Raw genomic sequence first — 23,269 nt, 5'->3', positions numbered from 1 at the left:
TCCCCCTGCGTCCTGCCGTCGCCGCCCTGCATGGGCCAGTCGCGTCAGGTGCATTGTAGAATGGTGGCTACAGACCTAGCTGAGCCCGATCAATGTTCCATGTCGTCCTGTTCCAGCCGGAGATACCTCCGAACACCGGCAACATCATCCGCCTGTGCGCCAACACGGGCTGCCACCTGCATCTGATCGAGCCGCTGGGCTTCGACCTGGACGACAAGCGCCTGCGTCGGGCCGGTCTGGACTACCACGAATACGCAACATTAAAGCGCCACTATTCCTTGAGCGACTGTATCACGTCTGTTCAGCCCGACAGAATCTTGGCATTCACTACCAAAGCTAGCCACAGCTACGCGCAAATGGAATACCGTGCCGGCGATATGCTGCTGTTCGGCCCGGAAAGTCGCGGCCTGCCGAGCGAGGTACTGGAGCAGTTCCCGGACGAATGCCGACTGCGCATGCCGATGCGCCCGCAGTGCCGCAGCCTGAATCTGTCGAATGCGGTGGCCGTGGTGGTCTATGAGGCCTGGCGCCAGCTGGATTTCGCCGGCTCCTGAAACGCAAAAGCCGCCCTAAGGCGGCTTTGTCGTGCCGGCAGCCGATCAGGCCTGGGCAGCCTGCTGCTGGCGCTGCAGCTCCTGGGCATACAGGGCGTCGAAGTTCACCGGCGACAGCATCAGGGCCGGGAAGGAACCGCGGATCACCAGACCATCCAGCGCCTCGCGGGCATAGGGGAACAGGATGTTCGGGCAGAACGCGCCGAGGGTGTGACCCATGGAGGCGGCGTCCAGACCCTTGATCAGGAAGATACCGGCCTGCTGCACTTCGGCGATGAAGGCGATTTCCTCACCGGTCTTCACGGTCACGGACAGGGTCAGCACCACTTCGTGGAAATCGCCATCGAGCTGCTTCTGCTTGGTGTTGAGATCCAGGCCTACGCTCGGCGCCCACTCCTGACGGAAGATTTCCGGGCTCTTCGGCGCTTCGAAGGACAGGTCCTTCACGTAGATGCGCTGCAGGGAGAATTGCGGCCCTTCGTTGTTCTGGGCGGCGCCGTTGTTCGCTTGTTCGGTCATGGCTGTTCTTCTTGTTGCGGGTTGCTGAAAGGGTTCAGCCCTGCAGCAGCGCGTCGAGCTTGCCGGCGCGCTCCAGGGCGTAAAGGTCATCGCAGCCACCGACATGGGTGCTGCCGATCCAGATCTGCGGTACCGAGGTGCGTCCGGCCTTGCGGCTCATCTCGGCACGCACGTCGGGCTGGCCATCCACGCTGATCTCGCGGAATGCCACGCCCTTGCTGGTCAACAGTTGCTTGGCGCGGATGCAGTAGGGGCACCAGGAACTGGAGTAGACGAGGACCTCGGGCATGTCACTTGACTACCGGCAGGTTGTCGCCGCGCCAGCTGGCGATGCCGCCGCCCAGCTTGGCCGCGGTGTAGCCGGCCTTCTTCAGGTCGCGGGCAACCATGCCGGCGTGCTGGCCCATGGCATCGACCACGATGATGGTCTTGGCCTTGTGCTTCTCCAGCTCGACCATGCGCTCGGCCAGCTTGTCGAAGGGAATGTTCAGCGCATCGACGATGTGGCCGCTGCTGAAGTCCTTGTGGTTGCGCACATCCAGCACCACGCCCTGCTCACTGTTGACCAGCGCCGTCAGCTCGCGGCTGGTCAGGCTCTTGCCGCCCTTGCGCAGCTCGGTGACGATCAAGAGCACCAGCAGGAACACGAAGCATCCGCTCAGTACATAGTGGTTAGTGGCAAATTCAATCAGGTGGGCCAACATCGCGCGGTTCCATAGCCTTAAAATGGCGGCCAGTATACACAGCCCCACAGGTCGGCCAAGCCCCGCCCAGCGGTGACGCGGCGGGCCTGCATCGGTAAAATGCGCGACCTTTTTTGATCACCACGAGCGAGCCAGCCGCCATGAGCGCAACGCCCAACCCCCTGGTCCTGATCATCCTCGATGGCTTCGGCCACAGCGAGAACCCCGAGCACAACGCCATCTACGCGGCGCAGACCCCGGTCTACGACCGCCTGCGCGCCACCTACCCGCATGGCCTGATCTCGGGTTCGGGCATGGACGTCGGCCTGCCGGACGGCCAGATGGGCAACTCCGAAGTGGGCCACATGAACCTCGGCGCCGGCCGCGTGGTGTACCAGGACTTCACCCGGGTGACCAAGGCCATCCGCGACGGCGAGTTCTTCGAGAATACCGAAATCACTCGCGCCGTTGACCAGGCCGTCGGCGCCGGCAAGGCCGTGCACATCCTCGGCCTGCTCTCCGACGGCGGCGTGCACAGCCACCAGGACCACCTGGTCGCCATGGCCGAGCTGGCCGCCCAGCGCGGCGCCGAGAAGATCTACCTGCACGCCTTCCTCGACGGCCGCGACACCCCGCCGAAGTCGGCCCAGCCCTCCATCGAGCTGCTCGACGCCACCTTCGCCAGACTGGGCAAGGGCCGCATCGCCAGCCTTACCGGGCGTTACTTCGCCATGGACCGCGACAACCGCTGGGACCGCGTCGAGCAGGCCTACCACCTGATCGTCGAGGGCCAGGGCCAGTTCAACGCCGCCAGCGCCGTCGAAGGCCTGGAAGCGGCCTACGCCCGCGACGAGAGCGACGAATTCGTCAAGGCCACCACCATCGGCGAGCCGGTGAAAGTCGAAGACGGCGACGCCATCGTCTTCATGAACTTCCGCGCCGACCGCGCCCGCGAGCTGACCCGCGCCTTCGTCGAGGCCGACTTCAGCGAGTTCCAACGCCAGCGCGTGCCGCAGCTGGCTGGCTTCGTCATGCTCACTCAGTACGCCGCCAGCATCCCGGCACCCAGCGCCTACAAGCCGGAGCCGCTGACCAACGTGCTCGGCGAATACCTGGCGAAGAACGGCAAAACCCAGCTGCGCATCGCCGAGACCGAGAAGTACGCCCACGTCACCTTCTTCTTCTCCGGCGGCCGCGAAGAACCCTTCGCCGGCGAAGAACGCATCCTGATCCCCTCGCCGAACGTCGCCACCTACGACATGAAGCCGGAAATGAGCGCGCCGGAAGTCACCGACCGCATCGTCGAGGCCATCGAAAACCGTCGCTATGACGTGATCATCGTCAACTACGCCAACGGTGACATGGTCGGCCACACCGGCGTGTTCGAAGCCGCGGTCAAGGCTGTGGAAACCCTCGACACCTGCGTTGGCCGCATCGTCGAGGCCCTCGACAAGGTCGGCGGCGAAGCCCTGATCACCGCCGACCACGGCAACGTCGAGCAGATGGAGGACGAGTGCACCGGCCAGGCGCATACCGCGCACACCTGCGAGCCGGTGCCCTTCATCTATGTGGGCAAGCGCCCGGCGACCATCCGCGAAGGCGGCGTGCTGGCCGACGTGGCACCGACCCTGCTGACCCTGATGAACCTGCCGGTACCGGCAGAAATGACCGGCAAGACCATCGTCCAGCTGCAATAACCCGGAGCAATCCGTGAAGCGCTCGCCGGCTACCGCCGGCGGGCGTTTTTTTTGCGCCACACCGCGGGCATACTAGGCCCTTCTTCGCTCCAGGTGCCGCACCCTCCATGTTCCGCGCCCTCGCCCTCGTCCTCCTCGCCAGCCTGACCGTCCCGGCCTTTGCCGACGACAAGGCGCAAACCCAGAAGCAGCTGGAAGCCGCCCGTGCCGACGTGGCCGAGCTGAAGAAGCTGCTGGAAAAGCTGCAGCAGGAGAAATCCGGCGTGCAGAAGGAACTGCAGCGCACCGAGAAGGAAATGGGCGGCCTGGAGAAACAGGTCAAGGGCCTCGAAGGCGAGCTGAAAAAGAGCGAGGAGGAGCTCAAGCGCCTCGATCAGGAGAAAAAAAAACTCCAGCAATCGCGCCTTGAACAACAGCGCCTGATCGCCATCCAGGCCCGCGCTGCCTACCAGAGCGGCCAGCAGGAGCCCCTGCGACTGTTGCTCAACCAGCAACAACCTGAACAGTTCGCCCGCACCCTCAGCTACTACGACTACCTGGGCAAGGCCCGGGTCGAACAGCTCGACGCCTTCAACGAAACCCTGCGCCAGCTGGCCAATGTCGAAAACGACATCGCCAACCAGCAGAACCAGCTGCTGGCACAGAAAAGCACTCTCGACAGCCGCCGCAGCGAGCTGGCCGAGGTACGCAAGCAACGCCAGGCGGCACTGGCCAAGCTGAACAAGGAATACGGCGCCGGCGACCGCAAGCTCAAGGCCCGCGAGCAGGAGCAGGCCGAGCTCGCCCGCGTGCTCAAGACCATCGAGGAAACCCTCGCCCGCCAGGCCCGCGAAGCCGAGGAGGCACGCCGCCTGGCTGCCCTGGAAGCCCAGCAGGCCCACGATCCGAACCGCAAGCCGCTACCACTGGGGCCCGCGGTGTCGAGCGAAGGCGCCAGCTTCGGAGGCCCGTTCGCCAAGGCCAAGGGCAAGCTGCCCTGGCCGGTCAATGGCCGCCTGGTCGCGCGCTACGGTTCGCCGCGCGCCGGCGACGCCCGCGCCACCTGGGATGGCGTGCTGATCGGGGCCAGTGCCGGCAGCCAGGTACATGCCGTGCATGGCGGCCGCGTGGTGTTCGCCGACTGGTTGCGCGGGGCCGGCCTTCTGGTCATTCTCGACCACGGCAATGGCTACCTGAGCCTGTACGGCCATAATCAAAGCCTGCTCAAGGACGCCGGTGACATCGTCAGCGCCGGCGAAGCCATCGCCACGGTCGGCACCAGCGGTGGCCAGGACACTCCGGCACTGTACTTCGCCATCCGCCAGCAGGGCCGCCCCAGCGACCCGGCTCAGTGGTGCCGCGCTCAGGGATGACAGCCGAGGCTGTCGCCTCATCATTTTGGGAGTTCACATGCAGCAATTCCGTCGCCTCACCCCCCTCGCCCTGGCTCTTGGCCTGATGCTCGGCAGCCCCACCCTGCTGGCTGCCGAGGCCGTCGAAGTGCCAGCCGTCGAAGCCGTGAACGGCAAGGCGCCGCTGCCACTGGAGGAGCTGCGCACCTTCGCCGAGGTGATGGACCGCATCAAGGCGGCCTATGTGGAGCCGGTGGACGACAAGACCCTGCTGGAGAATGCCATCAAGGGCATGCTCGGCAACCTCGACCCGCACTCCGCCTACCTGGAGCCCGAGGCCTTCGCCGAGCTGCAGGAAAGCACCAGTGGCGAGTTCGGCGGCCTCGGCATCGAAGTCGGCACCGAGGACGGCTTCATCAAGGTGGTCTCGCCGATCGACGACACCCCCGCATCCAAAGCCGGTATCCAGCCGGGCGACCTGATCGTCAAGATCGACGGCCAGCCGACCAAGGGCCTGTCGCTGATGGAAGCGGTGGACAAGATGCGCGGCAAGGCCGGCAGCAAGATCAACCTGACCCTGGTACGCGAGGGCGGCAAACCCTTCGATGTGGAGCTGACCCGCGCCGTGATCAAGGTCAAGAGCGTGCGCAGCCAGCTGCTGGAAGACGGTTACGGGCTGATCCGCATCAGCCAGTTCCAGGTCAACACCGGCGAGGAAGTCGGCAAGGCCCTGGCCAAACTGCGCAAGGACAACGGCAAGAAGTTGCGCGGCCTGGTCCTGGACCTGCGCAACAACCCTGGCGGCGTGCTGCAGGCGGCGGTGGAAGTGGCCGACCACTTCCTCAAGAAAGGCCTGATCGTCTATACCGAAGGCCGCATCGCCAACTCCGAGCTGCGTTTCAATGCCGATCCGGCGGACGCCAGCGAAGGCGTGCCGCTGGTGGTATTGATCAACGGCGGCAGTGCTTCGGCCTCGGAGATCGTCGCCGGCGCCCTGCAGGACCACAAGCGCGGCGTGCTGATGGGTACCGACAGCTTCGGCAAAGGCTCGGTACAGACGGTACTGCCACTGAACAACGACCGCGCCCTGAAGCTCACCACCGCGCTGTACTTCACCCCCAACGGCCGCTCCATCCAGGCCCAGGGCATCGTCCCGGACATCGAGGTGGCACGCGCCAAGCTGACCCGTGAGGACGGCGGCGAACTGGTCAAGGAAGCCGACCTGGCCGGCCACCTGGGCAATGGCAATGGCGGTGCGGACAAGCCCAGCGGCAGCAAGAAGCAGCAGGCACCGCGTCCGCAGGACGATGACTACCAGCTGAGCCAGGCACTCAATCTGCTCAAGGGTCTGAACGTCACCCGCGGCGAGTAACCCGCGGCGGGGAAACAAAAAACCCGGGCAAGCCCGGGTTTTTCATGCCTGATGCGCTTACTGCACGTAGCTCTGGAAGATCTGGTCGACCTTGCCGCTGGCACGCAGTTCGTCCAGCGCCTTTTGCAGACGCTCGACCACCTCATCCGGGGTTTCCGGATTCAGGGCCAGGTACAGCTGGGCACTGTCGAAGCGCAGCACGGTCTTCAGGCCGGTGATGCCCTCCTGCTTGGCCAGGTAGCGGCCAGCGGGGTCGCCGGTGGCCCACAGGTCGATCTTGCCTTCCTGCAGCTTGTGCGCGTTTTCCTGGTCACGTAGCGAACTGATCGGCTCCAGGCCCTGCTTGCGCAGGTGCTCGTCGATGGCGTCGCCCTTGTAGGCGCCAACGCGATAGGACTTGGCCTGCTCCAGGCTGATCAGGCTGATGCTGCTGTCGGCACGGGCCAGCATCACCCAGTCATCCGGACCGATGGGACCGACCCATTTGAACAGCTTCTCCCGCTCCGGCAGCTTGGCCGCGACGAACACGCCGTGGTTCGGGTTCTCCAGGGCCATCTTGTAGATGCGTGCCCAGGGGAAACGCAGCGTCATGTGGTAGTCGATGCCGGCCTTCTTGAACGTCTCGCGCACCACCTCCACGGCGATGCCTTCGAGGTTTTCCTCGCGCGCGTAGTTCTTGCCGTTATTGGCCATGTTGTAAGGCGGGAAGTTCTCGGTGAGCAACACCACCTTGTAGTCGGAGGGCAGCTCGGCGCGCACCACGGAGGAAAACAGCAGGCCTACGCCCAGCAGCAGCACGCTCAGTCGCTTCAACAGCATATCCGTATCCTTGACAGTCGGGGACGCCCGCGGCGCAACGGCATCGCCAACCCGGGGGCGGCCAAAGGGTAGCAGAAGCGCGCCGGGAAGCGCAGTACCGGCGGCCAGCCGCCGGTACTGTGGCGGCTGGCCGCCAGGGTGTTACAGGTAGCTGCTGGTGATCTCGTCGACGAAACCTTCGTTGCGCAGCTCGTCCAGGGCCTTCTGCAGGCGCTCGACCACCTCGTCCGGCGTCTCCTTGTTCAGCGCCAGGAATAGCTCGGCACTGTTGAAGCGCAATACCACCTGCAGCCCGCTGGCGCCTTCCTGCTTGGCGATGTAGCGGCCGACCGGGTCGGTGGTGGCCCACAGGTCGATCTTGCCGCTCATCAGCTTGGCCACGTTCTCCTGGTCGCGCAGGGAGTTCTCCGGCTTCAGCCCCTTGCTTTCCAGGTGCTGGCTGACGGCATCGTTCTTGTAGGCGCCGATCTTGTACTGGGCGGCCTCCTCCAGGCTGCCGACCTTGATGGTGCTACCCGGCGCGGCGAGCAGCACCCACTCGCTCTTGGCCAGTGGCCCGACCCATTTGAACAGCGGCTTGCGCTCTTCCGTATAGGTGGTGGAGAACAGGCCGTAGTTGGGCTTATCCAGGGTCAGACGGTAGATGCGGTCCCAGGGGAAGCGCAGGCTCAGGTTGTAGCCGATACCGGCGCGCTTGAAGACCTCACGCACCAGATCGGCGCTGATGCCGTCGATATTGTCGTCACGGGCGAAGTTCTTCTCGTCGATGGCCATGTTGAACGGCGGGAAGTTCTCCGTCAGCAGGATCACCTTGTAATCGTCGGACAGCTCGGCATGCGCGCCGCCAGCCAGTAACAGCAGGCCGCACAGCAGCCCCTTGTGCAGATACTTCAACATTGCAGTACAGCTCCGGATTTATGGTTGTTTGGGCGACTTCTCTGCAAGTGGCCACTGCGGAGCGTTGCACCCCGGAGTGGTCTTCGACCGGCACGCAGTCCGGTGCAGTGGCAAGCCGGCATAGTGCCACGCGCCAGGCCGACTGCGTTGAACTGCGTCACGCCGGTAGTCCCTCGCCCCCAATCGCTCGCAAGAAACGAACCAATCAGCGACGAGCGAGGCCGCACTCAGTACTTCTGCATGACACCCTGCAGCGCGCCCTCGCTGCGCAGCTGCTCCAGCGCCGCGCGCAGCTTGTCCACGGTGGCATCGGTGGTCTGCTGGTTGAGCGCCAGATAAAGATCACCGCGACCGAAGGTCAGCACCACACGGAAGTCCTGATAACCCTGCTGACGTGCCAGGTACTGGCCAGCGACGGATGAGGTCACCCACAGGTCGATCTGGCCCTTGGCCAGGCGCTCCGGGTTCTCTTTGTCGTACAGCGACTGCTGCACGTCCAGCCCCGACTCAACCACCTTATTGGTCGGCGCATCACCCTTGTAGCCGCCCAGCCGGTACTGCTTGGCCTGCTCCAGGCTGCTCAGCTGGATCGGCGAATCGGCACGGGCCAGCAGCACCCAATCCTCGCTGGCGATGGGACCGACCCATTTGAACAGCGTCTCGCGCTCCGCCGTGCGAGCCACCGAGAACAGGCCATAGCCTGCGTCCTTGAGGGCCTGGTTATACACGCGCTCCCAGGGGAAGCGCAGGATCTGCTGGCACTCGACGCCCGCGCGCTGGCACACCAGACGCATGGTTTCGGCGCTAATACCGGTAATGCCGTCGTCACGGGCGAAATTGCCGCCACTGACGGCCATATTGAAGGGCGGCAGGTTTTCCGTGAGCAGCACCAGGGATTCGGCACGTGCTTGCGCGGTGCCGACCAACAGCAGGAACAGGGTCAGCAGCCTGGAGAACAACATAGAGACTCCTTGTCGAGGAAGGGGTTCGCCGTATGGCAAACAGACCTCCCTATTCTAGCCGGCCAAGCAAAGACCGGTTAGCGACTCCCGCACAGCCAGTTTCAGCGCACCACGATCCCACGACTGGCCAGGTAAGCCTTGGCCTCAGGCACGCTGTACTCGCCGAAGTGGAAAATGCTGGCAGCCAGTACGGCGTCGGCCTTGCCTTCGAGAATGCCGGCGGCCAGGTGCTCCAGGTTGCCAACACCGCCGGAGGCGATCACCGGGATGCCCACGGCTTCGCTGATGGCGCGGGTTACGCCCAGGTCGTAGCCGCTTTTGACGCCGTCCTGGTCCATGCTGGTCAGCAGGATCTCGCCTGCGCCGAGGTCCTCCATCTTCTTCGCCCAGAGCACCGCATCCAGCCCGGTCGGCTTGCGCCCGCCATGAGTGAAGATTTCCCAGCGCCCCGGAGCGACTTTCTTGGCGTCGATGGCGACCACGATGCACTGCGAACCGAAACGCGCAGCGGCCTCGCCGACAAACTCGGGGGTAAAGACAGCAGCCGTGTTGATGGACACCTTGTCGGCACCGGCATTGAGCAGGTTGCGGATGTCCTGCACGGTGCGCACGCCGCCACCGACGGTGAGCGGGATGAACACCTGACTGGCCATGCGCTCCACCGTGTGCAGGGTGGTGTCGCGGCCGTCGACGCTGGCGGTGATGTCGAGGAAGGTGATCTCGTCGGCGCCCTGCTCGTCGTAGCGGCGGGCGATTTCGACAGGATCACCGGCGTCGCGGATGTTCTCGAACTGCACACCCTTGACCACGCGACCGTTGTCCACGTCCAGGCAAGGGATGATGCGTTTAGCCAGCGCCATATCAGCAGCCCTCAGCCTTTGAAGTTGTCGCAGAAGGTCTGCGCTTCGGCCACATCCAGGGTGCCTTCGTAAATGGCACGCCCTGTGATGGCGCCGATGATGCCGGGCGAACGGGCCAGCAGCAGCTTCTCGATGTCGCCTAGGTTGTGGATGCCGCCGGAGGCGATCACCGGAATCTTGCTGGCCGCGGCCAAGGCCGCGGTGGCCTCGACGTTGCAGCCCTGCATCATGCCGTCTTTGGCGATGTCGGTATAAACGATGGCGGACACACCGTCGGCCTCGAAGCGCTTGGCCAGGTCAGTCGCCTGTACGCTCGACACCTCGGCCCAGCCGTCGGTGGCAACGAAGCCGTCTTTGGCATCCAGGCCGACGATCACCTTGCCCGGAAAGGCCTTGCAGGCCTCGGCCACGAACGCGGGCTCTTTAACAGCCTTGGTGCCGATGATCACGTAGCTGACGCCGGCTTTGACGTAGTGCTCGATGGTTTCCAGGGTACGGATGCCGCCGCCGATCTGGATCGGCAGGTTCGGGTAGCGCTTGGCGATGGCAGTGACCACCTCGCCATTGACCGGCTGACCTTCGAAAGCGCCGTTCAGGTCGACCAGGTGCAGACGGCGACAGCCGCCCTCGACCCACTTGGCGGCCATGCTCACCGGGTCATCGGAGAATACCGTGGAGTCTTCCATGCGGCCCTGGCGCAGACGCACGCAGGCGCCGTCCTTGAGATCGATAGCGGGGATAATCAGCATTTCAGCGAGTCCTCAGGCCGGGCCCGCCAAGGCCCGGAATAAAACGAAAGCGGTTAGCAGCGGCCGTTCCAGCCGATGAAGTTCTGCAGCAGCTGCAGACCATGGGTATGGCTCTTTTCCGGGTGGAACTGCACGGCGAACTTCGAGCCTTCGGCCAGCGCCGCGGCGAAGTCCTTGCCGTAGTGGCCACGACCAACCACCTGGGCCGGATTGCCAGCCTCGATGTAGTAGCTGTGCACGAAATAGAAGCGGCCCATGTCCGGAATCTCGTGCCACAGCGGGTGATCGACCACCTGCTCGACCTCGTTCCAGCCCATGTGCGGCACTTTCAGGTGCTCGCCGCCTTCGTGCAGGTCCTTGCCGAAGAAGCGCACCTGGCCGGGGAACAGACCGATGCAGTCGACCCCGCCGTTCTCCTCGCTGCGCTCCAGCAGCGCCTGCATGCCGACGCAGATGCCGAGGAACGGGCGGTCCTGACTGACCTCGCGGACCAGGGCATCGAAGCCCAGGCGCTTGATCTCGGCCATGCAGTCGCGGATCGCGCCGACGCCGGGGAATACCACACGGTCGGCCTCGCGGATCACTTGGGCGTCACTGGTGACCATCACTCGCCCGGCACCCACATGCTCCAGGGCCTTGGCCACCGAATGCAGGTTGCCCATGCCATAGTCGATTACTGCAACGGTCTGCATTTACAGGCAGCCCTTGGTCGACGGCATTTGCCCGGCCATGCGCGGATCCAGCTCAACGGCCATGCGCAGGGCGCGGCCAAAGGCCTTGAACACCGTCTCGATCTGGTGGTGAGTGTTGCTGCCACGCAGGTTGTCGATGTGCAGCGACACCTGAGCGTGGTTGACGAAGCCCTGAAAGAACTCCTGGAACAGGTCCACGTCGAAGCCGCCGACCACCGCGCGGGTGAAGGGCACGTGCATCTGCAGGCCCGGGCGGCCGGAGAAGTCGATCACCACGCGCGACAGCGCCTCGTCCAGCGGCACGTAGGAGTGGCCGTAGCGGGTCATGCCCTTCTTGTCGCCAACGGCCTTGGCGAAGGCCTGGCCGAGGGTGATGCCGACGTCTTCCACGGTGTGGTGGTCGTCGATATGCAGGTCGCCCTTGCAGTAGATGTCCAGGTCGATCAGGCCATGACGGGCGATCTGGTCGAGCATGTGCTCAAGGAACGGCACGCCAATATCGAACTTGGCCTTGCCGGTGCCATCCAGGTTGATCGAGACCTTGATCTGGGTCTCCAGGGTGTTGCGCTCGACGGATGCCGTACGTTCGGCCATCTCCAGCTCCACAGGCTGCTCACGGGAAAAGGCCGCCATTATAGGCGGGCCGCGCCCGGAACGGCTACCGGCAGCGGTCGGCCGCCACGGCTATCGGCGCGACTGGCGGGGCTTTACACTGCGCCACCCGCCTACCGAGGAAGTTGCCATGCCCGTTGTGGTCGAAATCGTCAGCCGCCCCTCCGCCCAGGACCACACCGACCTGGGCAAGGTCTACGCCGACGCCCCGGACTGGCTGCTTGAGCCCTACACCAGCGTCGACGCCCTGCTGGCCGACGGTATCGGCAGCGGCAAACTGATCGCCGGACGCTTCAACGACCGCCTGCTCGGCGCCGCCTTGCTGGAGCGCGGTGAAGACCACTGGCGCCTGTCGCACCTGTGCGTGCGCAAGGTCACACGCAAGCGCGGCGTGGGCCGGCGCATCCTCGACGAAGCCAGGCGCCTGGCCCGCGAGGCTGGCAAGCCACTGCACCTGGCGGCACCCCGCGATCACCTGGAGAGCCAGGCCCTGGCCGCGCGCACCGGTCTGCCGCTGGACGCCCTATAGGATCGAGCCCAGCTCGCGAATCAGCCCCGTAGCCCGAATAACATCCGAGCTACGCCTGCGCCATCTGCGGCCGCGCCGCCAGCCAGACCAGCCACAACAGGCTGGCCGCGCACAACCCGGCCAGGCCAAGACCGAACAGCCACTGCGCCGGCGCCAGCCACAGCCCCAAGACCAGGGCGAACGCCGCCAGCAGCGCCAGGCGCACGGCCTCCAGCCGCCACAGCGCGCGCCGCCCCTCGAACAACCAGCCCAGGCTGACACAGCCGAACAGGATCAGCGGTCCGAGCAGCAGCGGCAGCAGCCAGCCCGCCTGCTTGACGCTGGCGAGGTAGACCAGGGTCAGAGCATTAATCAGCACGAACTGGACAAAGGCGTACCAGCGCAGCCCGACCCGACTGGGGCAGTCGAACTTGTCCGCGCCCATCTTCGGCCACGGCCGCTCGCGCACGTCCGCCGGACGCCAACCGGTGGGCATCCACCACAGACGTAACTTGTCCCACCAGGAACGAGTCGCCACGGCATCGGCCCATAGCAGGCGCCACCAGGAGAACTGCAGGCGCAGCGGGTCGAAAGTGCGCACCGGGGTGGTCACGCCGTAGCGCACCGCCTCGGTCTCGTCGGCAAAGGTGCCGAACAGACGGTCCCAGACGATGAATACGCCGCCGTGGTTCTTGTCGATGTAGCGATCGTTCTGGCCGTGGTGCACGCGGTGGTTGCTCGGCGTGACCATGAACCACTCGAGCATCCCCAGCCGGCCCACATGCTGGCTGTGAATCCAGAACTGGTAGACCAGCTGAGCGCCGAGCAGCACCAGGAACAGCGGCAGCGACAGACCGAGCAGCGCCAGCGGCAGGTAGAAGGGCCAGTCGAAAGCGGTCTGGAAGGCGCCCTTGCGCAGCGCCGTGGACAGGTTGAAGTCCTCGCTGGAATGGTGCGGCTGGTGCGCCCCCCACAGCAGGTTGTAGCGGTGCAGGCTGCGGTGCGCCCAATAAAAGCAGAAGTCCACGGCAATGAAACCGAGCAGCCAGGTCCAGGGCGAAGTCGGATCGAGCGTCCACAGCCGCGCATGCTCGTACAGCCAGGCGTAGGGGACGACCAGCAGCAGGCGCAACGGCCCTTCCAGCAACATGCGCAACACGGCGGTGTCGATGCTGGTCACTGCGTCGGCCAGGCGATAGGTGTGCCGCCCGCTCCAGCGCTCGTAGGCGAGCTCCAGCAGGATCAGCAGGATATACAGCGGCACGGCCAACACGGCGACGTTCATCGGTACCTCGCGGGCAAACGTTTTTTCTTGTCCTTTCAGCCTAACTCCAGACAAAGCCCCGCGGATGGGCCGTAGCCGCCATCCCCGCCCTCCACTGGCGCCATCCGCTCACCCGATAGAGGAACCGCCGCCCGACATTGCCATCCAATCCGTGCAGTCGCGCCGTCGCGGTCTTTTGCCTGGCGCTGGCCGTAGCTCCGCGACTGGCCAGCGTTATACTCCCGCGCCTGACAGAAGAAATCCCACACAAGGACTGGTCCATGAAAGCCTTCGGCAAAATCCTGGGTCTGCTAATGCTCGGCCTGCTGCTGATCGTCATCGGCCTCGGCTTCGCCCTCACCCACCTGTTCGATCCCAACGACTATAAAGACGAGATCCAGCAGCTGGCCCGCGACAAGGCCAACCTCGAACTACAGCTCAAGGGTGACATCGGCTGGAGCCTGTTCCCCTGGCTCGGCCTGGAGCTGACCGACGCCACCCTGGCCAGCGCCGACAGCCCTGACCAGCCCTTCGCCAACCTGCGCCTGCTCGGCCTCTCCGTGCGTGTGCTGCCGCTGCTGCGCCGCGAAGTGCAGATGAGCGACATCCGCGTCGACGGCCTCGACCTGACCCTGCAGCGCGACGACAAGGGCCGCGGCAACTGGGAAGGCGTGGGCCAGCAGGCAAAGCGCGAGACCGCCCAGACCGACGCCACCGCACAACCGCCAGCCCAGCAGCCGGTCGCCGACGAAGCCGAACAACCCACCCAGCCACTCAAGCTGGACATCGACAGCCTGACCATCAGCAACTCGCGCGTGGACTACCAGGACGCCAAGAGCGGCCAGCAGTTCAGCGCCGAGGGCATCGAGCTGTCCACAGGCGCCATCCGCGAGGGCGCCGATATCCCGGTCAAACTGCTGGCCTTCCTCGGCAGCAACCAGCCAGTAATGCGCGCCAAGACCGAGCTGCAGGGCCTGCTGCGCTTCGACCGCGCGCTCAAACGCTACCAGCTGCAGGACCTCAAGCTGGCCGGCGAAGCCTCGGGCGAGCCGCTGGGCGGCAAGACCCTGACCTTCGCCAGCCAGGGCCAGCTGCTGCTCGACCAGTCGGCCCAGGTGGCCGAGTGGACCGGCATCAAGCTCTCTGCCAACCAGCTGCGCGCCCTCGGCGAGCTGAAACTGCGCGATCTGGACAAGACCGCTCAGCTGGAGGGCAACCTGTCGCTGGCGCAGTTCAACCTGCGCGAGTTCCTCGACGGCATCGGCATCGTCCTGCCAGCCATGCGCGACAACACCACCCTCAGCCGCTTCGAGATGTCCACCCGCCTGGCAGGCACGCCGACCAGCATCAGCCTCAACGACCTCAGCCTGAAGCTGGACGACAGCACCTTCAGCGGCAACCTGGCGCTCAGCGATATCGCCAAGCAGGCCCTGCGCCTGCAGCTCAAGGGCGACAAGCTCGACCTCGACCGCTACCTGCCGCCGGAGAACAAGGACGCTGACGCCGGCGCCGCACGCCAGAACGAGGTCAAGCAGGCCGTGGCCGCCGCCGGTAAGAGCGGCACCACGCCGCTGCCGGGCGCGCCAACCCAGCAGGCCTGGAGCACCAAGCCGCTGCTGCCGCTGGAAACCCTGCGCAAACTTGACGTCGAGGCCGCCATCGGCCTCGGCCAGCTGACCCTGAGCAAGCTGCCGATCGAGGATGCGCGCATTGCCCTGACGGCCAAGGGCGGCCTACTCGCGCTCAAGGAGCTGCGCGGCGACCTGCACGGCGGCGAGTTCGCCGTACGCTCGCAGCTCGATGCGCGCCCGGCCATTCCCGTGCTGAGCGCAAACCAGCAGCTCAAGCGCATCCCGCTGGAGAAGCTGCTTGAGGCTCGTGGCGAGAAAGCTCCCGTGCGCGGCCTGCTCGATCTCAACGCCGACCTGCGCACCCAGGGCAATAGCGAGAAGGCCTGGGTCGATGCGCTGAATGGCAACGCCAGCTTCAGCCTGAACGACGGTGTGCTGGTCGACGCCAACCTGGAACAGCAGCTGTGCCAGGGCATCGCCACCCTCAATCGCAAATCGCTGTCCGGCGAGCCGCGCGGCAAGGACACGCCGTTCGAGGAACTGCACGGCAGCCTGAAGGTCACCAACGGCGTGGCCAGCAACCCCGACCTCAAGGCGCGCATACCCGGCCTGACGGTCAACGGCGACGGCGCTGTCGACCTGCGCGTGCTGGGCATGGACTACCGCGTCGGCATCGTCATCGAGGGCGACAAGACCGCCATGCCGGACCCGGCCTGCCAGGTCAACGAGCGCTATGTCGGCCTGGAATGGCCGCTGCGCTGCCGCGGCCCGCTGGAGCTGGGCGCCAAGGCCTGCCGCCTGGACAAGGACGGCCTCGGCAAGATCGCCGCCAAGCTGGCCGGCAACAAGCTGGAACAGAAGATCGAGGAGAAGCTCGGCGACAAGGTCAGCCCGGAACTGAAGGACGCCCTCAAGGGCCTGTTCAACCGATGAGTCCCGAGCAGTTCAACGGCGCCGTGCTGGCCTGGTACGACCAGCACGGGCGCAAGGACCTGCCCTGGCAGCAGGGCATCACCCCCTACCGGGTATGGGTCTCCGAGATCATGCTGCAGCAGACCCAGGTCAGCACCGTGCTCGACTACTTCGACCGTTTCATGGAGGCCTTGCCGACGGTCGAGGCCCTCGCGGCTGCTCCCGAGGACGAGGTGCTGCACCTGTGGACCGGCCTCGGCTACTACACCCGCGCGCGCAACCTGCACAAGGCGGCCAAGCGGGTGGTGGAGCACCATGGCGGCGAGTTCCCGCGCTCGGTCGAGCAACTTACCGAGCTGCCCGGCATCGGCCGCTCCACCGCCGGCGCCATCGCCAGCCTGAGCATGGGCCTGCGCGCACCGATCCTCGACGGCAACGTCAAGCGCGTGCTGGCCCGCTACCAGGCACAGCAGGGCTATCCGGGCGAACCCAAGGTGGCCGCGCAGCTGTGGCAACTGGCCGAGCAGCTGACCCCACATGAGCGGGTCAACCACTACACCCAGGCGATGATGGACCTCGGCGCCACCCTGTGTACCCGCAGCAAGCCGAGCTGCCTGCTGTGCCCGGTACGCGAGGGCTGCCGCGCCCACCTGCTCGGCCGTGCAACCGACTTCCCCGAACCCAAGCCACGCAAGGCGCTGCCGCAGAAACGCACGCTGATGCCGCTGCTGGCCAACGCCGAGGGCGCCATCCTGCTCTACCGCCGCCCCTCCAGCGGCCTGTGGGGCGGCTTGTGGAGCCTGCCGGAACTGGACGACCTCGACGCCCTGGGCGAACTGGCACGCGAGCATGCCCTGACCCTGGACGAGCCACGCGCGCTGGCCGGGCTGACCCACACCTTCAGCCACTTCCAGCTGGCCATCGAACCCTGGCTGGTGCGTGTCGAGCAGGTCGGCAGCGCCGTGGCCGAGGGCGACTGGCTCTGGTATAACCTCGCCACCCCGCCGCGCCTGGGCCTGGCAGCCCCGGTGAAGAAGCTCCTCAAGCGAGCCGCGCAAGAACTGAATGCAGGAGAAGCCTCATGAGCCGCACCGTCCACTGCCGCAAGTACAACGAAGAGCTACCCGGCCTCGACCGCCCGCCCTACCCCGGCACCAAGGGCCAGGACATCTACGACAACGTGTCGAAGAAAGCCTGGGACGAGTGGCAGGCACACCAGACCATGCTGATCAACGAGCGCCGGCTGAACATGATGAACGCCGAGGACCGCAAGTTCCTCCAGGCCGAGATGGACAAGTTCCTCTCCGGCGAGGACTACGCCAAGGCCGACGGCTACGTGCCGCCGAGCGCCTGACGCGAGGGCGGGCCGGAAACCGCCCGCCGCCTCCCGAAAATTCGTAACCGCCCGTCTGCACTCAAATTTTTTTCATTCTCTCGCTTGACACTGCAACGCCAAATCCGTTTAATTGCGCCCCGTTGCCCAGGTAGCTCAGTCGGTAGAGCAGGGGATTGAAAATCCCCGTGTCGGCGGTTCGATTCCGTCCCTGGGCACCATTAATACCGAAACCCCTGATTCCGCAAGGTCTCAGGGGTTTTTGCTATCTGCGGCGCAGGAAGCGCGCCGATGAACGCGGAGCCTCCGATGGAATTCGTCCAGCTCGTCATCGACTTCATCCTGCACATCGACCGCCACCTGGCGGAACTGACCGCGGCCTACGGGCCCTGGATCTACGGCATCCTGTTCCTGATCATCTTCTGCGAGACCGGCCTGGTGGTGACCCCTTTCCTGCCAGGCGACTCGCTGCTGTTCGTCGCTGGCGCCATCGCCACCCAGGACGCGATGAACATCCACCTGATGGTGATTCTGCTGATCATCGCTGCCATTCTCGGCGACGCCGTCAACTACAGCATCGGCCGCTTCTTCGGCGTCAGGCTGTTCGCCAACCCGGACTCGAAGATCTTCCGCCGCCGCCATCTGGAGATCACCCAGACCTTCTACGCCAGGCACGGCGGCAAGACCATCATCCTCGCCCGCTTCGTGCCCATCGTGCGCACCTTCGCCCCCTTCGTCGCCGGCATGGGCCACATGTCCTACCGCCGCTTCGCTGCCTACAACGTGGTCGGCGCCATCGCCTGGGTCACCCTGTTCAGCTACGCCGGCTATTTCTTCGGCAACCTGCCGATGGTGCAGAGCAACCTGCACTACCTAATCGTGGCGATCATCTTCGTCTCGATCCTGCCGGGGGTGATCGAGATCCTGCGTCACCGCCGGGCAGCCCAAGGCAACACCTGATAGCGGCGAACCGAAACCCTTCACCTGCCTGGGGCGCTTCAGTACAATGCGCCCCGCCAGCAACACCCCAAAGCCCGATCCATGTATCGGGCTTTTTGTTTCGGCGCGACACACAACTGTCACGATGCGACAACCGGCCACGGCCGGCGCCGCCCCAGGCAGATGCCCGCTTGGCGCTGCCGCGAACGCTATGCTAGGTTCAGCCGCACGCTAGGAAGGCGGTCAGCAGCCGGAGCGCATCCGCATAACAAGAGGACCCCCTGATGGCCGAGGCACCGCCCGCGCTGGAAATCCGCAATTTGCACAAACGCTATGGCGACCTCGAAGTGCTCAAGGGCATTTCGCTGACCGCCCGCGACGGCGACGTGATCTCCATCCTCGGTTCCTCCGGGTCCGGCAAGTCGACTTTCCTGCGCTGCATCAACCTGCTGGAGAACCCGCACCAGGGCCAGATCCTGGTGGCCGGCGAGGAACTCAAGCTGAAGGCGGCAAAGAACGGCGATCTGGTCGCCGCCGACAACAAACAGATCAATCGCCTGCGCAGCGAAATCGGCTTCGTCTTCCAGAATTTCAACCTGTGGCCGCACATGACCATCCTCGACAACATCATCGAGGCCCCCCGTCGCGTGCTCGGTCAGAGCAAGGCCGAAGCCATCGAAGTGGCCGAGGCGCTGCTGGCCAAGGTCGGCATCGCCGACAAGCGCCATGCCTATCCCAACCAGCTTTCCGGCGGCCAGCAGCAGCGTGCCGCCATCGCCCGCACCCTGGCCATGCAGCCCAAGGTGATCCTGTTCGACGAGCCCACTTCGGCCCTCGACCCGGAAATGGTACAGGAAGTGCTTAACGTGATCCGCGCGCTTGCCGAGGAGGGCCGCACCATGTTGCTGGTCACCCACGAGATGAACTTTGCCCGGCAGGTGTCCAGTGAAGTGGTATTCCTCCACCAGGGTCTGGTGGAGGAGCAGGGGTCGCCCGAGCAGGTGTTCAACAACCCGCAATCGGCACGCTGTAAACAATTCATGTCCAGCAATCACTAACGGAGCAACACGCATGCAGAACTATAAGAAGATCCTGCTGGCCGCCGTCGCCACCCTGGCTTTCGGTACCCAGGCCATGGCCGCCGACAAGCTGAAAATCGGCACCGAAGGCGCCTACCCGCCCTTCAACCTGATCGACGCCAGCGGCAAGGTTGGCGGCTTCGACGTCGAGATCGCCCAAGCCCTGTGCGCCAAAATGGGTGCCGAGTGCGAAGTGGTCACCTCCGACTGGGACGGCATCATCCCGGCTCTGAACGCCAAGAAGTTCGACTTCCTCGCCGCCTCCATGTCGATCACCGAGGAGCGCAAGCAGGCCGTCGACTTCACTGACGCCTACTACACCAACAAGCTGCAGTTCATCGCGCCGAAGGGCAGCGACTTCAAAACCGACAAGGCCAGCCTGAAAGGCAAGGTCATCGGTGCCCAGCGCGCCACCATCGCCGGCACCTGGCTGGAGGACAACCTGGCCGACACCGTCGAGATCAAGCTGTACGACACCCAGGAGAACGCCTACCTCGACCTGTCCTCCGGCCGTCTGGACGGCGTACTGGCCGACAAGTTCGTCAACTGGGAATGGCTGAAGAGCGACGCGGGCAAGGAGTTCGAGTTCAAGGGTGATCCGGTATTCGACAACGACAAGATCGCCATCGCCGTGCGCAAGGGCGATCCGCTGCGCGAGAAGCTGAACGCTGCACTGAAGGCCATCGTCGAAGACGGCACCTACAAGCAGATCAACGACAAGTACTTCCCGTTCAGCATCTACTGATGCGTCCGACCGCCGCCGCCCGAGGGCGGCGGCCGTCATTCTGCAGTAGCCTCCCATGATCTTTGACCTGCACGGCTTCGGCCCCGCCCTTGTCGCCGGCACGCTGGTGACCATCCAGCTGGCCCTGTCCGCCCTGGCCCTCGGCCTGGTGCTAGGACTCCTCGGCGCATTGGCCAAGACTTCTCCGAACAAGTTCCTGCAGGGACTTGGCGGAACCTACTCGACCATCGTACGCGGCGTGCCCGAGCTGCTCTGGGTCCTGCTCATCTATTTCGGCACCGTCAGCGGCCTGGCCGCCCTCGGTGAGTTCCTCGGCGTCGGCAGCCTGGAGCTGAATCCCTTTGCCGCCGGCACCATCGCCCTCGGTCTGTGCTTCGGCGCCTACGCCACCGAGGTATTCCGCGGTGCGATCCTGGCCATCCCCAAGGGCCACCGCGAGGCCGGCATGGCGCTCGGCATGTCCAAAGGGCGCATCCTGTGGAAGCTGATTCTGCCGCAGATGTGGCGCATCGCCCTGCCCGGCCTGGGCAACCTGTTCATGATCCTGATGAAGGATACCGCGCTGGTCTCGGTCATCGGCCTGGAAGAAATCATGCGTCGCTCGCAGATTGCCGTAACCGCCAGCAAGGAGCCCTTCACCTTCTATATGGTCGCGGCCTTCATCTACCTGGGCCTGACCGTCATTGCCATGACCGGCATGCACTTCCTCGAAAAGCGCGCCAGCCGCGGATTTGTTAGGAGCGCCTGATGAACTGGGAAGTGATCATCAAGTACCTGCCACGCCTGCTCGAAGGCGCGGCACTGACCATCGAACTGGTCGCCTTCGCCGTGATCGCCGGGCTGATCCTCGCCCTGCCCATGGGTATCGCCCGCGCTTCCAAACACTGGTATGTGCGCGCCCTGCCCTACGGCTACATCTTCTTCTTCCGCGGCACGCCGCTGCTGGTGCAGCTGTTCCTGGTCTACTACGGCCTGGCGCAGTTCGACATCGTGCGCCACGGTCCGCTCTGGCCCTACCTGCGCGACCCCTACTGGTGCACCGTCATCACCATGACCATGCACACCGCCGCCTACATCGCGGAAATCCTGCGCGGCGCCATCCAGGCCGTGCCGCCCGGCGAGATCGAAGCGGCCCGTGCGCTGGGCATGTCGCGCGCGCAGGCCATGCTCTACATCATCCTGCCCCGCGCCGCGCGCATCGGCCTGCCGGCCTACAGCAACGAAGTGATCCTGATGCTCAAGGCCAGCGCACTGGCCAGCACCGTGACCCTGCTCGAACTGACCGGCATGTCCCGCACGATCATCGCCCGCACCTACCTGCCGGTAGAGATCTTCTTTGCCGCCGGAGTGTTCTATCTGGTCATCGCCTACGTCCTGGTGCGCGCCTTCAAACTGCTGGAGCGTAAGCTGCGCGTCGACGCCTGCCAGGGTCGCTGATGTCGCCTATCCCTCTCCCGCCCGGGAGAGGGATACACTGCGCCGCACCATCCTGATCCCACTGCCCGCATGATCCTCACCGGCCACGCCCTGCGCGAACGCTTCCAGGCCCTGGACGACTTCCTCGTCAGTCATCAGTCCCTCTGGCGCCCCAAGCCCTTCACCTGCCTGGTGTTGCCCTGGGAGGCCGAGCACGTCGAGCTGGCCGCCTGGCTGCGCCGCCGCAGCCTGGCGCAGGCCGACGCCGAGCACAATCACCCCGCAGAGCTGCCGGCACCAGCCCCCTTCCCGGCGCTGGCGCGGCGCGCCGCCGGGCTCTCCGCCCTGGATCAACTGCCCCGCCGTGAACGTGGCCCGCTGCCCGAGCGCCTGAGCGTCGACGTGCCGGGGCGCAAGTGGCAGCAGATCAGCGCTTTCGCCGAACGCCTGCTGTTCCAGCGGCAGCCGGTTCACTGGCTGGACTGGTGCTCGGGCAAAGGCCATCTGGGCCGCCTGCTGGCCCAGGGCGGCCAGCACCTGACCTGCCTGGAATACGACCCGCAGCTGGTAGAGGCTGGGCAACGCCTGAGCGATCGCCAGCAACTGGCCGCCAACCACCTGCACCAGGATGTGCTGGCCGATGATGCCGGTGCGCGCCTCACTGCCGAGCACAGCCCGGTAGCCCTGCACGCCTGCGGCGACCTGCACGTGCGTCTGCTGCGCCTGGCCAGCGCGGCCGGTTGCGCCCAGCTGGCGGTGGCGCCCTGCTGCTACAACCGCATCGCCGCCGAGCACTACCAGCCGCTGTCGGAACCGGCCCGGGCCTCGACCCTGCAACTGTCGCTGGATGATCTGCGCCTGCCACTGGCCGAGACCGTCACCGCCGGCCAGCGCCTGCGCCGCCAGCGTGACCTGTCCATGGCCAGGCGCCTGGCCTTTGACCTGCTGCAGCGCCAGCAACGCGGCGTGGATGACTACCTACCAACCCCCTCGCTACCGACCAGCTGGCTGGACAAGGACTTCGCCGGCTACTGCCGCGACCTGGCCGATCTGCGGGGCGTGACGATATCCGGTGTGGTCGATTGGCCTGCGCTAGAGAACGCTGGCTGGCAACGCCTGGCCCAGGTGCGCAATCTCGAGCTGGTCCGCGGCCTGTTCCGTCGCCCACTGGAGCTGTGGTTGCTCCTCGACCGCGCGCTGTTTCTCGAAGAGCAGGGCTACCGGGTACGCCTGGGTACGTTCTGCGCCCATGAGTTGACCCCGCGCAACCTGCTACTGCTCGCCGAACGGGACTGAGCTCATCCACAGAAGCTGTGGATAACTCTGTGCGCAGTTTCTGCAGAACTCGCTGCAAAGCCGACTCCGCCTACTCCGCAAGCACTTGCCGATTTTTTGAACAAAGATAAAAAATCCATAAAAAACAGATTGTTATGCGAAACAAGGACGCAGCGCACAAAATCCGTGCAGCACGCCATACGCCCTGCTCTTCTTTGTGCATAAACACAAGGCTACTGATAGCCGGCCTCGTGCCCAGCAGGTTCAAAACAGACTGCACGCCTCGGTTTACAGGGTCGAAGCAATGGCTATAATGGCGGCCCCTTGCCGGTATAGCTCAGCTGGTAGAGCAACTGACTTGTAATCAGTAGGTCCCGGGTTCGATTCCTGGTGCCGGCACCATACAAAACGAAGGCCCGCAGCGATGCGGGCCTTTGTCGTTTCTGCAGCCTGTGCACTGGCATACTAGGGCGACTCCCC

Annotated in this window: 25 protein-coding genes and 2 tRNA genes; 16 read left to right on the top strand and 11 right to left on the bottom strand. The window is 65.1% G+C overall.

The genetic code is table 11. The annotated features are described in order from the left end of the window. The first annotated feature begins 92 nt into the window (after nucleotides 1–92). Complete coding sequence (gene trmL / locus ACOAPY_RS02780) at nucleotides 93–554, top strand: tRNA (uridine(34)/cytosine(34)/5-carboxymethylaminomethyluridine(34)-2'-O)-methyltransferase TrmL (protein WP_465154955.1); 462 nt, start codon at nucleotides 93–95, stop codon at nucleotides 552–554. A 45-nt stretch (nucleotides 555–599) separates the two neighbouring features. Here the strand turns inward: trmL and secB are convergent, their stop codons facing one another. Genes secB through ACOAPY_RS02765 form a run of 3 tightly spaced genes read right to left on the bottom strand, consistent with a single transcriptional unit; the run spans nucleotide 600 to nucleotide 1,777 of the window. Beyond that, on the bottom strand, nucleotides 600–1,073 hold the full coding sequence (gene secB, locus ACOAPY_RS02775; RefSeq protein WP_076424038.1) for a protein-export chaperone SecB: 474 nt from the start codon (nucleotides 1,071–1,073) through the stop codon (nucleotides 600–602). A gap of 34 nt (nucleotides 1,074–1,107) precedes the next feature. After that, the gene (gene grxC / locus ACOAPY_RS02770) at nucleotides 1,108–1,362 is read right to left on the bottom strand and encodes a glutaredoxin 3 (protein ID WP_465154954.1); all 255 of its coding nucleotides are present in this window, start codon (nucleotides 1,360–1,362) and stop codon (nucleotides 1,108–1,110) included. A gap of 1 nt (nucleotide 1,363) precedes the next feature. After that, on the bottom strand, nucleotides 1,364–1,777 hold the full coding sequence (locus tag ACOAPY_RS02765) for a rhodanese-like domain-containing protein (protein ID WP_076582489.1): 414 nt from the start codon (nucleotides 1,775–1,777) through the stop codon (nucleotides 1,364–1,366). A gap of 140 nt (nucleotides 1,778–1,917) precedes the next feature. On the opposite strand from ACOAPY_RS02765, the gene gpmI reads away from it, so the two are divergent. The 3 genes from gpmI to ACOAPY_RS02750 all read left to right on the top strand — a co-directional run bounded on the left by gpmI (nucleotide 1,918) and on the right by ACOAPY_RS02750 (nucleotide 6,156). Beyond that, nucleotides 1,918–3,453 carry a 2,3-bisphosphoglycerate-independent phosphoglycerate mutase gene (gene gpmI / locus ACOAPY_RS02760; RefSeq protein ID WP_465154953.1) on the top strand — a complete coding sequence of 512 codons (1,536 nt, stop codon included), beginning with the start codon at nucleotides 1,918–1,920 and terminating at the stop codon, nucleotides 3,451–3,453. 107 nt (nucleotides 3,454–3,560) lie between these two features. Next, complete coding sequence (locus ACOAPY_RS02755) at nucleotides 3,561–4,805, top strand: murein hydrolase activator EnvC family protein (protein ID WP_465154952.1); 1,245 nt, start codon at nucleotides 3,561–3,563, stop codon at nucleotides 4,803–4,805. Nucleotides 4,806–4,842: 37 nt separating this feature from the next. Continuing rightward, entirely contained in the window at nucleotides 4,843–6,156 is a 1,314-nt protein-coding gene (locus ACOAPY_RS02750) for a S41 family peptidase (RefSeq protein WP_465154951.1), read from the top strand. A gap of 57 nt (nucleotides 6,157–6,213) precedes the next feature. Here the strand turns inward: ACOAPY_RS02750 and ACOAPY_RS02745 are convergent, their stop codons facing one another. The 7 genes from ACOAPY_RS02745 to hisB all read right to left on the bottom strand — a co-directional run bounded on the left by ACOAPY_RS02745 (nucleotide 6,214) and on the right by hisB (nucleotide 11,729). Continuing rightward, a complete protein-coding gene (locus ACOAPY_RS02745; protein WP_465156692.1) occupies nucleotides 6,214–6,972 on the bottom strand; it encodes a substrate-binding periplasmic protein in 759 nt (252 codons plus the stop codon). Between the two features lie 144 nt (nucleotides 6,973–7,116). Continuing rightward, nucleotides 7,117–7,872 (bottom strand): substrate-binding periplasmic protein, encoded by a 756-nt coding sequence (locus ACOAPY_RS02740; protein WP_465154950.1) that lies wholly within the window; start codon nucleotides 7,870–7,872, stop codon nucleotides 7,117–7,119. 227 nt (nucleotides 7,873–8,099) lie between these two features. Beyond that, complete coding sequence (locus tag ACOAPY_RS02735) at nucleotides 8,100–8,834, bottom strand: substrate-binding periplasmic protein (protein ID WP_465154949.1); 735 nt, start codon at nucleotides 8,832–8,834, stop codon at nucleotides 8,100–8,102. Nucleotides 8,835–8,935: 101 nt separating this feature from the next. Continuing rightward, nucleotides 8,936–9,694 carry an imidazole glycerol phosphate synthase subunit HisF gene (gene hisF / locus ACOAPY_RS02730; RefSeq protein WP_076582458.1) on the bottom strand — a complete coding sequence of 253 codons (759 nt, stop codon included), beginning with the start codon at nucleotides 9,692–9,694 and terminating at the stop codon, nucleotides 8,936–8,938. Nucleotides 9,695–9,705: 11 nt separating this feature from the next. Next, the gene (gene hisA, locus ACOAPY_RS02725; RefSeq protein WP_465154948.1) at nucleotides 9,706–10,443 is read right to left on the bottom strand and encodes a 1-(5-phosphoribosyl)-5-[(5-phosphoribosylamino)methylideneamino]imidazole-4-carboxamide isomerase; all 738 of its coding nucleotides are present in this window, start codon (nucleotides 10,441–10,443) and stop codon (nucleotides 9,706–9,708) included. A gap of 53 nt (nucleotides 10,444–10,496) precedes the next feature. Next, entirely contained in the window at nucleotides 10,497–11,135 is a 639-nt protein-coding gene (hisH, locus tag ACOAPY_RS02720) for an imidazole glycerol phosphate synthase subunit HisH (RefSeq protein ID WP_465154947.1), read from the bottom strand. Further along, nucleotides 11,136–11,729, bottom strand: a complete 594-nt coding sequence (gene hisB / locus ACOAPY_RS02715) for an imidazoleglycerol-phosphate dehydratase HisB (protein ID WP_465154946.1) — start codon at nucleotides 11,727–11,729, stop codon at nucleotides 11,136–11,138. Between the two features lie 148 nt (nucleotides 11,730–11,877). Between hisB and ACOAPY_RS02710 the strand changes: the two genes are divergently transcribed. Beyond that, the gene (locus ACOAPY_RS02710; RefSeq protein ID WP_465154945.1) at nucleotides 11,878–12,276 is read left to right on the top strand and encodes an acetyl-CoA sensor PanZ family protein; all 399 of its coding nucleotides are present in this window, start codon (nucleotides 11,878–11,880) and stop codon (nucleotides 12,274–12,276) included. A gap of 49 nt (nucleotides 12,277–12,325) precedes the next feature. Here ACOAPY_RS02710 and ACOAPY_RS02705 read toward each other — a convergent pair whose 3' ends face one another. Then, complete coding sequence (locus ACOAPY_RS02705; protein ID WP_465154944.1) at nucleotides 12,326–13,540, bottom strand: sterol desaturase family protein; 1,215 nt, start codon at nucleotides 13,538–13,540, stop codon at nucleotides 12,326–12,328. Nucleotides 13,541–13,800: 260 nt separating this feature from the next. Here ACOAPY_RS02705 and ACOAPY_RS02700 point away from each other — a divergent pair, with 260 nt between their 5' ends. The 11 genes from ACOAPY_RS02700 (at nucleotide 13,801) to ACOAPY_RS02650 (ending at nucleotide 23,191) form a co-directional block, all read left to right on the top strand. After that, a complete protein-coding gene (locus ACOAPY_RS02700; RefSeq protein WP_465154943.1) occupies nucleotides 13,801–16,023 on the top strand; it encodes an AsmA family protein in 2,223 nt (740 codons plus the stop codon). After that, nucleotides 16,020–17,087: an A/G-specific adenine glycosylase gene (mutY, locus tag ACOAPY_RS02695; protein WP_465154942.1), complete on the top strand. Its 1,068-nt coding sequence runs from the start codon at nucleotides 16,020–16,022 to the stop codon at nucleotides 17,085–17,087. Before ACOAPY_RS02700 ends, mutY begins: the two co-directional genes overlap by 4 nt. Next, complete coding sequence (locus ACOAPY_RS02690; protein ID WP_465154941.1) at nucleotides 17,084–17,356, top strand: oxidative damage protection protein; 273 nt, start codon at nucleotides 17,084–17,086, stop codon at nucleotides 17,354–17,356. The genes mutY and ACOAPY_RS02690 overlap by 4 nt, the downstream gene beginning before the upstream one ends. Nucleotides 17,357–17,480: 124 nt before the next feature. Then, nucleotides 17,481–17,556: transfer RNA gene (locus ACOAPY_RS02685), tRNA-Phe, on the top strand. An 88-nt stretch (nucleotides 17,557–17,644) separates the two neighbouring features. After that, a complete protein-coding gene (locus ACOAPY_RS02680; RefSeq protein ID WP_465154940.1) occupies nucleotides 17,645–18,295 on the top strand; it encodes a DedA family protein in 651 nt (216 codons plus the stop codon). Nucleotides 18,296–18,558: 263 nt separating this feature from the next. Next, nucleotides 18,559–19,332: an ABC transporter ATP-binding protein gene (locus tag ACOAPY_RS02675; RefSeq protein WP_076423983.1), complete on the top strand. Its 774-nt coding sequence runs from the start codon at nucleotides 18,559–18,561 to the stop codon at nucleotides 19,330–19,332. Between the two features lie 13 nt (nucleotides 19,333–19,345). Then, nucleotides 19,346–20,098 (top strand): ABC transporter substrate-binding protein, encoded by a 753-nt coding sequence (locus tag ACOAPY_RS02670; protein ID WP_465154939.1) that lies wholly within the window; start codon nucleotides 19,346–19,348, stop codon nucleotides 20,096–20,098. A 55-nt stretch (nucleotides 20,099–20,153) separates the two neighbouring features. Beyond that, complete coding sequence (locus ACOAPY_RS02665) at nucleotides 20,154–20,846, top strand: ABC transporter permease (RefSeq protein ID WP_061902571.1); 693 nt, start codon at nucleotides 20,154–20,156, stop codon at nucleotides 20,844–20,846. Further along, complete coding sequence (locus ACOAPY_RS02660; RefSeq protein WP_465154938.1) at nucleotides 20,846–21,535, top strand: ABC transporter permease; 690 nt, start codon at nucleotides 20,846–20,848, stop codon at nucleotides 21,533–21,535. Before ACOAPY_RS02665 ends, ACOAPY_RS02660 begins: the two co-directional genes overlap by 1 nt. Nucleotides 21,536–21,604: 69 nt before the next feature. Then, nucleotides 21,605–22,810: a methyltransferase gene (locus tag ACOAPY_RS02655; RefSeq protein WP_465154937.1), complete on the top strand. Its 1,206-nt coding sequence runs from the start codon at nucleotides 21,605–21,607 to the stop codon at nucleotides 22,808–22,810. 305 nt (nucleotides 22,811–23,115) lie between these two features. Continuing rightward, a tRNA-Thr gene (locus ACOAPY_RS02650) sits at nucleotides 23,116–23,191 on the top strand. Nucleotides 23,192–23,269: the final 78 nt, after the last annotated feature.

Origin of the sequence: Pseudomonas stagnisoli (assembly GCF_048595745.1) — a bacterium.
Taxonomy (GTDB): Bacteria; Pseudomonadota; Gammaproteobacteria; order Pseudomonadales; family Pseudomonadaceae; genus Aquipseudomonas; species Aquipseudomonas alcaligenes_A.
The sequence above is the reverse complement of the archived record's forward strand: the minus strand, read 5'-3'. Positions and strand labels throughout refer to the sequence as shown.

What these genes read in the sequence shown, in the direction of transcription:
- ACOAPY_RS02665 (WP_061902571.1), top strand. Translation starts at nt 20,154, where the DNA reads ATGATCTTTGACCTGCACGGCTTCGGCCCCGCCCTTGTCGCCGGCACG.
- hisH (WP_465154947.1), bottom strand. Translation starts at nt 11,135, where the DNA reads ATGCAGACCGTTGCAGTAATCGACTATGGCATGGGCAACCTGCATTCG.
- ACOAPY_RS02700 (WP_465154943.1), top strand. Translation starts at nt 13,801, where the DNA reads ATGAAAGCCTTCGGCAAAATCCTGGGTCTGCTAATGCTCGGCCTGCTG.
- ACOAPY_RS02765 (WP_076582489.1), bottom strand. Translation starts at nt 1,777, where the DNA reads ATGTTGGCCCACCTGATTGAATTTGCCACTAACCACTATGTACTGAGC.
- grxC (WP_465154954.1), bottom strand. Translation starts at nt 1,362, where the DNA reads ATGCCCGAGGTCCTCGTCTACTCCAGTTCCTGGTGCCCCTACTGCATC.
- ACOAPY_RS02735 (WP_465154949.1), bottom strand. Translation starts at nt 8,834, where the DNA reads ATGTTGTTCTCCAGGCTGCTGACCCTGTTCCTGCTGTTGGTCGGCACC.
- hisA (WP_465154948.1), bottom strand. Translation starts at nt 10,443, where the DNA reads ATGCTGATTATCCCCGCTATCGATCTCAAGGACGGCGCCTGCGTGCGT.
- ACOAPY_RS02705 (WP_465154944.1), bottom strand. Translation starts at nt 13,540, where the DNA reads ATGAACGTCGCCGTGTTGGCCGTGCCGCTGTATATCCTGCTGATCCTG.
- mutY (WP_465154942.1), top strand. Translation starts at nt 16,020, where the DNA reads ATGAGTCCCGAGCAGTTCAACGGCGCCGTGCTGGCCTGGTACGACCAG.
- ACOAPY_RS02670 (WP_465154939.1), top strand. Translation starts at nt 19,346, where the DNA reads ATGCAGAACTATAAGAAGATCCTGCTGGCCGCCGTCGCCACCCTGGCT.
- ACOAPY_RS02655 (WP_465154937.1), top strand. Translation starts at nt 21,605, where the DNA reads ATGATCCTCACCGGCCACGCCCTGCGCGAACGCTTCCAGGCCCTGGAC.
- gpmI (WP_465154953.1), top strand. Translation starts at nt 1,918, where the DNA reads ATGAGCGCAACGCCCAACCCCCTGGTCCTGATCATCCTCGATGGCTTC.
- ACOAPY_RS02710 (WP_465154945.1), top strand. Translation starts at nt 11,878, where the DNA reads ATGCCCGTTGTGGTCGAAATCGTCAGCCGCCCCTCCGCCCAGGACCAC.
- ACOAPY_RS02675 (WP_076423983.1), top strand. Translation starts at nt 18,559, where the DNA reads ATGGCCGAGGCACCGCCCGCGCTGGAAATCCGCAATTTGCACAAACGC.
- hisF (WP_076582458.1), bottom strand. Translation starts at nt 9,694, where the DNA reads ATGGCGCTGGCTAAACGCATCATCCCTTGCCTGGACGTGGACAACGGT.
- trmL (WP_465154955.1), top strand. Translation starts at nt 93, where the DNA reads ATGTTCCATGTCGTCCTGTTCCAGCCGGAGATACCTCCGAACACCGGC.
- ACOAPY_RS02680 (WP_465154940.1), top strand. Translation starts at nt 17,645, where the DNA reads ATGGAATTCGTCCAGCTCGTCATCGACTTCATCCTGCACATCGACCGC.
- ACOAPY_RS02755 (WP_465154952.1), top strand. Translation starts at nt 3,561, where the DNA reads ATGTTCCGCGCCCTCGCCCTCGTCCTCCTCGCCAGCCTGACCGTCCCG.
- ACOAPY_RS02740 (WP_465154950.1), bottom strand. Translation starts at nt 7,872, where the DNA reads ATGTTGAAGTATCTGCACAAGGGGCTGCTGTGCGGCCTGCTGTTACTG.
- ACOAPY_RS02660 (WP_465154938.1), top strand. Translation starts at nt 20,846, where the DNA reads ATGAACTGGGAAGTGATCATCAAGTACCTGCCACGCCTGCTCGAAGGC.
- ACOAPY_RS02690 (WP_465154941.1), top strand. Translation starts at nt 17,084, where the DNA reads ATGAGCCGCACCGTCCACTGCCGCAAGTACAACGAAGAGCTACCCGGC.
- ACOAPY_RS02750 (WP_465154951.1), top strand. Translation starts at nt 4,843, where the DNA reads ATGCAGCAATTCCGTCGCCTCACCCCCCTCGCCCTGGCTCTTGGCCTG.
- secB (WP_076424038.1), bottom strand. Translation starts at nt 1,073, where the DNA reads ATGACCGAACAAGCGAACAACGGCGCCGCCCAGAACAACGAAGGGCCG.
- hisB (WP_465154946.1), bottom strand. Translation starts at nt 11,729, where the DNA reads ATGGCCGAACGTACGGCATCCGTCGAGCGCAACACCCTGGAGACCCAG.